General features: G+C 70.4%; 10 protein-coding genes. 9 read left to right on the top strand and 1 reads right to left on the bottom strand.

Annotated elements, in window-relative coordinates; all coding sequences use genetic code 11:
* The first annotated feature begins 152 nt into the window (after nt 1-152).
* From ACFWWR_RS36640 to ACFWWR_RS36650, 3 genes are read left to right on the top strand one after another with little or no spacing between them, the layout of a single operon-like run.
* Nucleotides 153-1,256: a sensor histidine kinase gene (locus ACFWWR_RS36640; protein WP_383861923.1), complete on the top strand. Its 1,104-nt coding sequence runs from the start codon at nt 153-155 to the stop codon at nt 1,254-1,256.
* Nucleotides 1,253-1,915 carry a response regulator gene (locus ACFWWR_RS36645; RefSeq protein WP_383861925.1) on the top strand — a complete coding sequence of 221 codons (663 nt, stop codon included), beginning with the start codon at nt 1,253-1,255 and terminating at the stop codon, nt 1,913-1,915. Before ACFWWR_RS36640 ends, ACFWWR_RS36645 begins: the two co-directional genes overlap by 4 nt.
* A gap of 53 nt (nt 1,916-1,968) precedes the next feature.
* Nucleotides 1,969-2,802 (top strand): class I SAM-dependent methyltransferase, encoded by an 834-nt coding sequence (locus ACFWWR_RS36650; RefSeq protein WP_383861927.1) that lies wholly within the window; start codon nt 1,969-1,971, stop codon nt 2,800-2,802.
* 36 nt (nt 2,803-2,838) lie between these two features.
* Here ACFWWR_RS36650 and ACFWWR_RS36655 read toward each other — a convergent pair whose 3' ends face one another.
* Nucleotides 2,839-3,786, bottom strand: a complete 948-nt coding sequence (locus ACFWWR_RS36655; protein ID WP_384307890.1) for a methionyl-tRNA formyltransferase — start codon at nt 3,784-3,786, stop codon at nt 2,839-2,841.
* 247 nt (nt 3,787-4,033) lie between these two features.
* Between ACFWWR_RS36655 and ACFWWR_RS36660 the strand changes: the two genes are divergently transcribed.
* The 6 genes from ACFWWR_RS36660 to ACFWWR_RS36685 all read left to right on the top strand — a co-directional run bounded on the left by ACFWWR_RS36660 (nt 4,034) and on the right by ACFWWR_RS36685 (nt 11,494).
* Nucleotides 4,034-5,389 (top strand): lysine N(6)-hydroxylase/L-ornithine N(5)-oxygenase family protein, encoded by a 1,356-nt coding sequence (locus ACFWWR_RS36660; protein WP_383861932.1) that lies wholly within the window; start codon nt 4,034-4,036, stop codon nt 5,387-5,389.
* Nucleotides 5,390-5,498: 109 nt separating this feature from the next.
* On the top strand, nt 5,499-6,557 hold the full coding sequence (locus ACFWWR_RS36665; RefSeq protein ID WP_384307893.1) for a FecCD family ABC transporter permease: 1,059 nt from the start codon (nt 5,499-5,501) through the stop codon (nt 6,555-6,557).
* On the top strand, nt 6,554-7,657 hold the full coding sequence (locus ACFWWR_RS36670) for a FecCD family ABC transporter permease (RefSeq protein WP_384307896.1): 1,104 nt from the start codon (nt 6,554-6,556) through the stop codon (nt 7,655-7,657). Before ACFWWR_RS36665 ends, ACFWWR_RS36670 begins: the two co-directional genes overlap by 4 nt.
* 41 nt (nt 7,658-7,698) lie before the next feature.
* Nucleotides 7,699-8,538: an ABC transporter ATP-binding protein gene (locus ACFWWR_RS36675; protein WP_383861941.1), complete on the top strand. Its 840-nt coding sequence runs from the start codon at nt 7,699-7,701 to the stop codon at nt 8,536-8,538.
* 110 nt (nt 8,539-8,648) lie between these two features.
* Entirely contained in the window at nt 8,649-9,704 is a 1,056-nt protein-coding gene (locus ACFWWR_RS36680; protein ID WP_383861944.1) for an iron-siderophore ABC transporter substrate-binding protein, read from the top strand.
* 2 nt (nt 9,705-9,706) lie between these two features.
* Nucleotides 9,707-11,494 carry an ABC transporter ATP-binding protein gene (locus tag ACFWWR_RS36685; RefSeq protein ID WP_384307899.1) on the top strand — a complete coding sequence of 596 codons (1,788 nt, stop codon included), beginning with the start codon at nt 9,707-9,709 and terminating at the stop codon, nt 11,492-11,494.
* The last annotated feature ends 27 nt before the right edge of the window (nt 11,495-11,521 follow it).

Raw genomic sequence — 11,521 nt, forward strand, 5'->3', positions numbered from 1 at the left:
CCACGGGGACGGGCGCGGTCGTCGTACGGCCGAAGACAGTCGGTGCTGCGCCGAGGGGTCGGGGCGAGGCTGCTTTCTACTGCGCCGGGAGTAGTCGGGGAGTTGTCCACAGGGCTGACGCCGGTGTCGGCGCCGGAGGCTACTGTGCGTGCATGAGCGGGCACTTGGTCACAGCCAGGGTTCTCGCCGACGCGGCTCTGGCGGTCGTGGTCGGTGCCCTCGTCGTGACCACGGCCGCCTTCGACGGGGACACGACGGCCGTCGACTACGCGCTGATCGTGCTCGGTTCGGCCGCCCTGGCGTTCTACCGGCCGGCTCCGCTGACGGTGCTGGCCGCGGTCACCGCGACCGGCGCGGCGTACGTCCTGCACGCCCACCCCGGTCTGCTCGCCGCCCTCCCCGTGCTCGCCGCCGTGCACACCGCGGCCCGCGTGGGGCACCGGGGCTGGGCCGCCGCGGCGAGCGGGGCGTACCTGGCGGCGTACGTGGTGACGGGCCCGACGACGGGCGAGGTCGTGGAGAAGGCCGCGCTGCTCACGGGCTGGTTCCTGTGCGCGGTCGTGACAGGCCTCGCCGACCGCAACTGGCAGGCGTATCTGCGCCAGACCGAACAACGCGCCCTGGAGGCCGAGCGCACCCGCGAGGAGGCCGCGCTGCGCCGAGCCGGCGAGGAACGCCTGCGGATCGCACGGGAGTTGCACGACTCCCTCACGCACAGCATCTCGATCGTCAAGCTCCAGGCCGGCGTCGCCGTCCACCTGGCCCGCAAGCGCGGCGAGGAGGTGCCGCCCGCCCTGCTCGCCATCCAGGAGGCGGGCGGCGAGGCCATGCGCGAACTCCGGGCCACCCTGGAGATCCTGCGCACCGACGAACCGACCGGCACACCCGCGGTGCTCGTGGAGCGCGCACGGGCGGCGGGCCTCGGCGTCGAGCTGACCGTGACCGGCGAGGAGCGCCCCCTGTCGGCGACCCTCGACCGGGCGATGTACCGCATAGTCCAGGAGGCCCTGACGAACGCGGCACGGCACGCGGGCCCGGCGAAGGTACGGGTGCAACTCGACTATGGAGAGGGTGAGTTGGTGATACGGGTGGACGACGACGGAACAGCGGACCCCAGCCGCCCCCCGACACCCGGCATCGGCCTCACCGGCATGAGCGAACGCGTCGCGGCCCTCGGCGGCGCGCTCCACACCGGCCCGCGCGCGGAGGGCGGCTTCTCGGTGCGGGCGGAGCTGCCTCTGGAGGCCGCCGGATGATCAGGGTGGCCCTCGTCGACGACCAGGCGCTGATGCGCGCCGGTTTCCGTGCGTTGCTGGACGCCGAGGACGGCGTCGAGGTGGTGGGGGAGGCGGCCGACGGGAAGCAGGGCCTGGCCCTGGTCCGTGCCGAGGTCCCCGACATCGCGCTGATCGACGTACAGATGCCGGTGATGACGGGCATCGAGGCGACCCGTCACATCGCCGCCGACCCGTCCCTGGCCGCCGTACGCGTCGTCATCCTCACGAACTACGGCTTCGACGAGTACGTCTTCGAGGCGCTGCGGGCGGGTGCGAGCGGCTTCCTGTTGAAGGACACCGAACCGGCCGACCTCCTTCAGGCCATCGAGGTGGTGGCCCGTGGAGAGGCCCTGCTTTCCCCGTCGGTCACCCGCACCCTCATCGGCGAGTTCGTCTCCCGCCCTCCCGACCGGTCCACGGCCCCCGGCCTGGAGTGTCTGACACGCCGCGAACGCGAGGTCACCGCCCTGGCCGCCCGCGGCCTCACCAACGAGGAGATCGCCGCGCACATGGTCATCAGCCCGTTCACGGCGAAGACGCATGTGAGCCGGGCGATGACGAAGCTGGGCGCCCGGGACCGGGCGCAACTGGTCGTGTTCGCCTACGAGTCGGGACTGGTCACGGCCCGCGCCGACTGACCCGGGCGACAAATCCATTGCACACCGCGGCCGGTGCTCCGCAGTCTGAGGCGATGACGGAGACGACACACGAGCAACAGCCCGCCGTACGTGAGGAGATCCTCGACTACTACGCCAGGGGCAAGGAGGACACCCGCCTCAGAGAAGGCGGGGCGCCCGCGGGACGGCTGGAGTTCTGGCGTACGCAGGACGTGCTGCGGCGGTTGATGCCGGCGACGCCCGCGCGGATCCTCGACGTCGGCGGCGGCAGCGGGATCCACGCGGAGTGGCTCGCTCGGGACGGGTACGAGGTCGACCTCGTCGACCCGGTGCCGCTCCACGTGGAGCAGGCCGCACGGCTGCCCGGTGTCACCGCCCGCTCCGGAGACGCCCGCGCCCTGCCCGCCGCCGACTCCGGGTACGACGTGGTGCTGCTCCTCGGTCCGTTGTACCACCTGCCCGAACGGCCTGACCGGGTACGGGCCTTGGCCGAGGCGTGCCGGGTGGTCCGGCCGGGTGGGCTGGTGGTCGCGGCCACCATCAACCGGTTCGCCGGTCTGCACGACGTGCTGCGCGAGGAGCGCTACTTCACCCCGCTGCACCGCGAACGCACCGACGCCGTCACGGTGGACGGCCGCCACCACCACCACGCCGAGGACGGTCTGTTCACCGTCGCCTACTTCGCCCGGCCCGAAGAGGCGCCGGCCGAGTTCACCGAGGCCGGGCTCACCGTCGGGCGCCAGTACGGCGTCGAGGGCGTCGCCTGGCTCATGGGTGGCGTCGAGGACTGGCTGGACGACCCGGAACGCCGCGAGGCCGTCCTGGCGGCGACCCGGCGCATCGAGTCCGAGCCGACCCTGCTCGGAGCCAGCGGGCATCTGCTCACGGCGGGACGACGGCCGAGTTAGCCGTCCACGATCCGTCGAGGCCGGGCCGCCAACCCGTCAGGGGCGGCTGGTCAGGTAGCCGCCCATGGTGGTGAAGTACTCCGTGGCGGGCATCTCCCGGCCGTCCTCGGTCCGTACGCGCGTGATGGCCAGGCCCGGGTTGCGGCCCGTTCGGGCATCGGCTCCGGCGACGATCACCACGCCGTCACCCTCGCGATAGAAGATCCGGCCGGGCGTACCGCCGTAGTGCCCCTGGGACACCACGGCGGCGAGGACCTCGAGCCGCTTGCCCTTGTGGAAGGTGAAGGTGCTGGGGTACGGCTCGGACTGGGCGCGGACCAGGCGTTCGAGGTCCGCCGCCGGCCAGGTCCAGTCGATGCGGCTGTCCTCGATGGACCGCTTGTGGAAGAAGCTGGCTCGGGACCGGTCCTGCTTGGTGAACTCGGTCTGCCCGGCGGCGATGAGGTCGAGTGCGCCGATGGTGACCGGGGCGATGAGGTCGACCGTCTTGTGGAAGAGGTCGGTGGCGGTGTCCGTCGGTCCGACCGGTACCGCCTCCTGCCGGACGATGTCACCGGCGTCGAGTTCGTCGTTCATCATGTGCGCGGTGACGCCCACTTCGGGCTCGCCGTTGATCAGCGCCCAGATCAGCGGGGAGAAGCCGGCGTACTTCGGCAGCAGCGAGTCGTGCACGTTCAGCGTGCCGTGGCGCGGGAGGTCGAAGATGCGCGGGGGGATCCACGTCCGCCAGTTGTTCGCCACGATGATGTCCGGGTCGGCCTCCTTGAGGCGCTCGAACAGCTCGTCGTCGTCGGGGCGGTTGCGGATCAGCACCGGCACGCCGTGCTCTTCGGCGAGGTCGGCGACGGAGTCGCTCCAGATCTTCTCGTACGCGTGCTCGCTCTTGGGATGCGTCACGACGAGTACCACGTCGTGTTCGGAGTCCAGGAGGGCTTGCAGGGTGCGGTGCCCCCACGTCTGGTAACCGAGCATGGCGACCCGCATGGGGTTCCTCCTCAGAGCAGGGATTGACCGAAAGCAGTAAAGCAAGGCTTACCTTAGTGTGCAATGCCCTTGCTCGGCAGCCCAGTTGACGGGGCGGATCGGCGGCCGCTGTCCGTTTCGCCCTATCGACACCCTCACAGGTTTAGCTTAGGCTCACCTAAGTTCCCGGCAAGTCGCTCCGTCGGCGTGCCACTTTTCGTGCTTTCCCCACGCCCGGCAGGTGACTGCCCCGCACGATGGGAGTGACATGTCGCAGGTTCTTCCTGGTGACGTACCACCGGTCCATGACCTCATTGGCATCGGCTTCGGACCGTCCAATGTGGCCATGGCGATCGCACTCAGCGAGCACAACGCACGCGTCGGCGGGCAGGAGGCGATCAGCTCTCACTTCTTCGAGCAGCAGCCGCGCTTCGGCTGGCACCGAGGCATGCTGATCGACGACGCCACCATGCAGGTGTCCTTTCTCAAGGACCTGGTGACGCTGCGAAACCCGGCCAGCGAGTTCAGCTTCCTCTGCTACCTGCAGAGCAAGGGACGGCTGATCGACTTCATCAACCACAAGAACCTCTTCCCGCTGCGGGTGGAGTTCCACGACTACTTCGAGTGGGCCGCCGCCAAGGTCGACGACTCGGTCTCCTACGGTCACGAGGTCGTCGGCGTCGCGCCCGTCGTCCGTGACGGAGCCGTGGAGTACCTGGACGTCACGGTCCGGTCGGGGGAAGGGCTCGCGGTGCACCGGGCCCGCAACCTCGTCATCGGCACCGGTCTGCGTCCCCTCATGCCGGAGGGGGTGGAGCGCGGCGACCGCGTCTGGCACAACTCCGACCTGCTGGCGAAGGTCGACGGGCTGGAGGGCACCTCGCCCTCCCGGTTCGTCGTCGTGGGCGCCGGACAGAGCGCCGCCGAGAACGTCGCCTACCTGCACCGCCGCTTCCCCGAGGCCGAGGTCTGCGCGGTCTTCTCCCGCTACGGCTACAGCCCCGCCGACGACTCCAGCTTCGCCAACCGGATCTTCGACCCCGAGGCGGTCGACGAGTACTTCGCCGCGCCCGAGGACGTCAAGCGCCGGCTGATGGACTACCACGGCAACACCAACTACTCCGTGGTCGACATCGACCTGATCGACGACCTGTACGGGCAGATGTACCGGGAGAAGGTCCTCGGCACCGAGCGGCTGCGCTTCCTCAACGTGTCCCGGCTCACCGACGTCAAGGAAACGGCCGACAGGGTCCGTGCCACCGTGACGTCCCTGGTCACCGGCGAGGAGACCGACCTGGACGCGGACGTCGTGGTCTTCGCCACCGGCTACAGCCCCGCCGACCCCATCGGCCTCCTCGGCGAGGTCGCGGACCGCTGCCTGCGCGACGACGAGGGCCGAGTCCGCGTCGAGCGTGACTACCGCATCGCGACCGAACCCGACCTGCGCTGCGGCATCTACCTGCAGGGCGGCACGGAGCACACGCACGGGATCACGTCACCCCTGCTGTCCAACACCGCGATCAGGGTCGGCGAGATCCTGGACTCGGTCCTCGGCCAGGGTCTCAAGTCCGCTGCCGGCCAGGCCCGTCCGGTCGCCGACGGAATCGGCAGCACCGCCCGCTAGCCCGCCACCGGTCCCGCCCCCCACAGCCGCGCCCCGCCCGGTGGCACCGCACCCGGCAGGCGCGGCACTGAGCAACCCCCGTGAAAACAAAGGGATAACGTACCTCGACATGGGCACGACTGCAGTGGAGCGCCCCGCGCCCACGGGCACAACAGAGGCCCGTCGGCGGCGGTTTGTGGGTTTGGGCACGCTTGTGGTGATCCTCGTGGTCACGGGGGCGGTGTCGTTGGCGGTGGGGGCGCGCGCGCTGAGTCCCGCCGAGGTGTGGCACGGGTTGTTCGCGGCGCCGGACTCCGACCAGCGGCTCACCGAGATCAGGCTCATCGTGGAGACCGTGCGGGTGCCCCGGACGGTGCTCGCGATCGTGGCGGGCGTCGCCCTGGGGATCGCCGGGGCGTTGATCCAGGGCTACACGCGCAACCCGATCGCCGACACGGGCCTGCTGGGGGTGAACACCGGCGCCTCGTTCGCCGTGGTGTCGGTGATCGCGGTGTTCGGGTTCTCCAACCCGTTCCAGTACGTCTGGTTCGCCTTCCTGGGCGCGGCCCTCGCCGGTGTCGTCGTGTTCGGGCTGGCGAGCATCGGCCGCGGGGCCGGCAACCCGTTGACGCTCGCACTGGCCGGGCAGGGGATCACGGTGTTCCTCATGGCGACGACCACGGCGGTCGCGCTGTCCAACCAGGCGTCGCTGAACGCACTGCGGTTCTGGAACGCGGGTTCCGTCGCCGGTGTCGGATTCGACGTCATCTGGCCGGTGACCGGGTTCATCGCCGTCGGCTTGGTGCTGGCACTGACCACGCTGCCCACCATCAACCTGCTCAACCTGGGCGACGACGTGGCGCGGGGGCTGGGGGCGAACATCGCGCTGAGCCGGACCGTCGGCATCGTGGCCATCACCCTGCTGGCGGGCGCGGCGACGGCGGCGTGCGGCCCCATCGCGTTCCTCGGGCTCATGGTGGCCCACGTGGCCAGGTATCTGACCGGGCCGGACTATCGCTGGCTGGTGCCGTACGCGGGTCTGCTCGGAGCCGTCATCCTGCTGGTCTGCGACATCGTGGGGCGCCTGGTGGTGCGGCCGGGCGAGCTGGACGCCGGTGTCGTCGTGGCCCTCCTCGGCGCCCCGTTCTTCGCGGTTCTGGTGTGGCGCGGAAAGTTCAAGAACGCATGAGCGGGACAGAGTTGAAGCCGGACGGGACAGACGTGAAGCCGGACGGGACAGACGTGAAGCCATCGGTGGCGCCGGGCGTGCGGCTCGGCCAGGTGTCGTTCGTATGGCGACCCTGGATCGTGCTCGTCACGCTGCTCCTGGCGGCGGCGGCCTTCCTGGTGTTCTGCCTGTCCATCGGCGTCGGGGACTTCCCCATCGGCCTGCCGCAGGTGATCGCCACGATCTTCGGCGGGGGTGAGCGGGTCGACGAGTTCGTGATCATGGATCTGCGGATGCCGCGTGCCCTGGCCGGGCTCGTCGTCGGTATCGCGCTGGGGGTGTCCGGGGCGATCACGCAGTCCATCGCGCGCAATCCGCTGGCCAGCCCGGACATTCTGGGGATCACCGGGGGCGCCGGCGCGGTCTCGGTGTTCCTGGTGACCGTGTCGGGCGGGGCCTCCGCGGCCGTCGTCAACTCCGTGGGCCTGTCCGCGGCGGCGCTCGCCGGCGGTCTCGGCACGGGTCTGCTCGTGTACTTCCTGGCGTGGCGGCGCGGCATCGACGGCTTCCGGCTCATCCTCATCGGCATCTCCGTGAGCGCCGTGATGGAGGCCATCACGACCTGGCTGCTGGTCACGGCCGACATCAGGGACGTGGCCCGGGCCCAGGCGTGGTTGGTCGGCTCGCTGGACGACCGGTCGTGGGACGAGGTCCGGGTGGCGCTGTGGTGCACGCTCGTCCTCCTGGTCGTCGTGTCGTGTGCCGCGTTCCAGTTCAAGCCGATGCACTTCGGCGACGAGGTCGCCGCGGGCCTGGGCGTCCGGTACGCGATGGTGCGGGCCGTTCTGCTGCTGTGCGCCGTCCTGCTGGCCGCCGTGGCGGTGAGCGCGGCGGGCCCGGTCCCGTTCGTCGCGCTGGTGGCACCTCAGGTGGCGATGCGTCTGGCGCGGTGCCCGACCCCGCCGATGGTGGCCTCCGGCCTGGTCGGAGCGTTGCTGCTGATCGGCGCGGACCTGGTCGCGCGCACGGCGCTGCCGATCACGCTCCCGGTCGGCGTGGTCACCGCCGCGATCGGCGGCCCCTTCCTCGTCTACCTGCTGGTGCGGGCGAACCTCCGATAGCTGGTACAAAAGTTAGGCAGACCTGAATGCAGGGGGATCCCGTGGCCGCTCAGTACATCACCGAGATCGAGTCCGGGGTCCGTGACGCCTCGCGGCTGGCAGCCAGAGGCGTCACGGTCGGGTACGGCGGCCGGATGGTCATCGACGGTCTCGACGTGGCGATCCCGCCCGGGGTGATCACCACGATCATCGGTCCCAACGGCTGCGGGAAGTCCACCCTGTTGCGGACCCTGTCACGGCTGCTCAAGCCGACCAGGGGGACGGTCGTGCTGGACGGCGACGACATCGTCAAGCTCAGGACCAGGGACGTGGCGAAGAAGCTCGGCCTGCTGCCGCAGGCACCGGTGGCGCCGGAGGGCCTGACGGTGTCCGACCTGGTCGCCAGGGGCCGTCATCCGCACCAGAGCTGGCTGCGGCAGTGGTCGTCGGACGACGCCGCCGTCGTGGAGCGGGCGCTGGCCATGACCGGGGTGTCCGACCTGGCCGACCGTCCGGTCGACTCGCTGTCCGGCGGACAGCGTCAGCGCGTCTGGATCTCGATGACGCTGGCTCAGGGAACCGACCTGCTGCTCCTCGACGAGCCGACCACCTACCTGGACCTGGCTCACGCGATCGACGTGCTCGACCTGGTGGACGACCTGCACGAGTCGGGGTGCACCGTGGTCATGGTGCTGCACGACCTCAATCTGGCCACGCGCTACAGCGACAACCTCGTGGTGATGAGGGAGGGGGCGATCCTGGCGCAGGGGCACCCGCGTGACGTGATCACCGCCGAGTTGCTGCACGAGGCGTTCGGACTGCGCGCCAAGGTGATCGACGATCCGGTGGGCGACCGGCCGCTCATCGTGCCGATCGGCCGCACACACGTCCAACTCGACTGATTCCTTATAAAGTTGCCAAGGTTAGGCTAGGCTAACCTCACCTGCGCACGATAAGGTTTGCCTGCCCTTAGACGGGGCGCAGTGGACAGCGCGACAGCAAGGGATTTCGGATGCTCCTCCATCGAACGACGCTCAAGAGATCCCGGCGGCGGTTGGCGGCGATCCTGTCCGCCGCGACCCTCGGCGTCGGCCTCCTCGCGGGATGCGGTTCCGACTCGTCCGACTCGGACAAGGCGAGCGACAGCACCACGACTGCCGCAGCCGGCGCGTTCCCGGTCACCGTGGAGCACGCGTTCGGGACCACGGAGGTCACCAAGGCTCCCCAGCGCGTCGTCTCGGTCGGCTACACGGACGACCAGACCATCCTGGCCTTCGGCATCAAGCCGGTCGGCATGGTCGACCAGTACCCGAACCCGGCGGGCAAGTCCCCCGACATCAACACCCAGTGGCCCTGGGTGAAGGACAAGTGGGGCGACACCAAGCCCGAGGTCATCATGAGCAACGGGGACTCGGGCCCCAACTACGAGAAGATCGCCGCACTGCGCCCGGACCTGATCATCGCGGTCTACTCCGAGATCGACCAGGCCGCCTACGACAAGCTCTCCAAGATCGCTCCGACGGTGGGCCGCACCAAGGCCGAGAAGGAGCCGTTCAGCGCGCCCTGGCAGGACAACGCGCTGCACATCGCCAAGGCGCTCGGCAAGGCCGAGGAGGGCCAGAAGATGGTGGACGGCATCCAGGGCCAACTCGACGCGGCCAAGAAGGCGCACCCCGAGTTCGCGGACCAGACCGCCGTCGCGCTGTCCTGGTACGAGAACTCCGTGGCGCCGTTCACCTCCACCGACGTGCGCGGACGGCTGGTGACGGGCATCGGCTTCAAGTACCAGACCGAGATCGACAAGGTCGCGGACGGCAGCTTCTACACCAAGCTCTCCCCCGAGCGCATCGACCTGATCGACGTCGACCACATCTTCGTCATCAACGACAAGGCGGACACGGAAGCGCTGAAGAAGTTCAAGCTGTTCACCAACCTGGACGCCGTGAAGAAGGGCAACGTGTCGTACCTGCTGGACAGTGAGGGCCCGGCGGTCGGCGCGGCCATCTCCCAGGGCACCCTGCTGTCCATGCCGTACGCGATCGACGAGCTCGTCAAGTCGGCCGAGTAGGTGTGAGCGCCACCGACACGCGCGTCGCCCCGGCGACCCTGCGCACGGCGACCGGACGCGAGGCCACCCGATGGGTCGCGGCGCACTGCCGCGAGGTGCCGGGGCTGACGGTCGCCACCGTGCTCACCACGGTGGCCGGGGCGGCGCTCCAGGTACTCCCGGTGCTCCTGCTCGGCCGGGTGGTCGACGGGGTCGTCGAGGGCGAGTCGCGCTCGGTCCTGGCCACGGTCGGGGTGTGGATGGTGGCCGCCGCGCTGCTCGGCGCCGCGGCCACCGCGGTGTCGACCTACCTGATCGGGCGGCTGGGCGCGGATCTGCTGGCGCGGCTGCGGGAAGGCGCCGTCCGGGCGGTGCTCGGGATGCCGAGCGCCCGGATCGAACAGGTCGGCCGGGGAGACGTGCTGTCCAGGGTCGGTGACGATGTGGCCGTGCTGTCCAAGGGCATCCGCACGGCCGTCCCCACGGTGTTCTCGGCGGGGGTGCTGGTCGCCATCGCCACGGCCGGCATGTTCGGCCTCGACTGGCGGCTCGGCCTGGCGGGCGCCGGCGCGCTGCCCGCGTACGCGCTGGCCCTGCGCTGGTATCTCCCCCGGTCCGCCCCGCTCTACCGGAAGCAGCGGGTGGCCCAGGCCGACCGTGCGCAGGCGTTGATGAGCGGTCTGAACGGGATCGACACGGTCCGGGCGTACCGGCTCGAGGGGGCCTTCCGAGAGAAGGTCACCGGTGAGTCGTGGCGGGTGCGCGAACTCGGTATCGAGGTGTTCCGGTTCTTCGGCCGGTTCGTCGGCAGGGAGAACCGCGCCGAGTTCATCGGACTGGTCCTGATCATCGTCGTGGGGTACGCCCTGCTGGAGGCCGATGCCGCCAGCCTGGGCGAGGTCTCGGCGGCCCCGCTGATGTTCCACCGGCTGTTCACCCCGCTGGGCTCCATCATGTTCACCTTCGACGAGGCGCAGAAGTCGGGTGCGAGCCTGACCCGGTTGGTCGGCGTACTGGGGGAGGCCGCGGAGGACCGGCTGGTGGGCGACGCGGCCGTCGCCGCGGCGGACACCGCGCCGTACCCGGTGACCGTACAGGGACTGACGTTCAGCTATCCCGGCAGCGAGGAGCCGGTCCTGAGGGATGTCGACCTGACGATCCCGGCCGGCGGTTCGCTCGCGCTGGTGGGGGCGACGGGCGCGGGCAAGACGACCCTGGCCGCGCTGATCGCGGGCATCGGAACACCGCAGGCCGGATCGGTGCGCGTCGGGTCGACCGACCTCGCCGGTCTGGACGAGGCCGGGGCGCGGGCCCTGGTCAGCATCCTGACGCAGGAGACGCACGTGTTCTCCGGTTCGCTCGCCGACGACCTGCGGCTGGCCGCGCCGGAGGCGACCGACGCCGAGCTGATGGAGGCGTTGCGCACGGTCGGCGCCGACGGCTGGGTCGACGCGCTGCCCGACGGGCTGAACACCCTGGTCGGCGAAGGGGGCGAGCGCCTGGACGTCACCAAGGTCGCCCAGATCGCCCTGGCCCGGCTGGTGCTGGGCCGCTCGCCGGTGGTGGTGCTCGACGAGTCGACCGCGGAGGCGGGCAGCGAGGGCGCCGCCGAGCTGGAGCGGGCCGTGCTGGCCGCGTGCGCGGGCCGGACCACGTTGTTCGTGGCGCACCGGCTGACCCAGGCGATGGTCGCGGACCGGATCGCCGTGCTGGACGCGGGACGTGTCGTGGAGCAAGGAACGCACGAGGAGTTGGTGGCGCTGGGCGGCCGCTATGCGCGGCTGTGGCGGGCCTGGCGAGAAGGTAGTTAGTCACCCCGAGTGGATCCCTGAGCAGGT

The sequence above is a fragment of the Streptomyces sp. NPDC058678 genome (assembly GCF_042714835.1).
Taxonomy (GTDB): domain Bacteria; phylum Actinomycetota; class Actinomycetes; order Streptomycetales; family Streptomycetaceae; genus Streptomyces.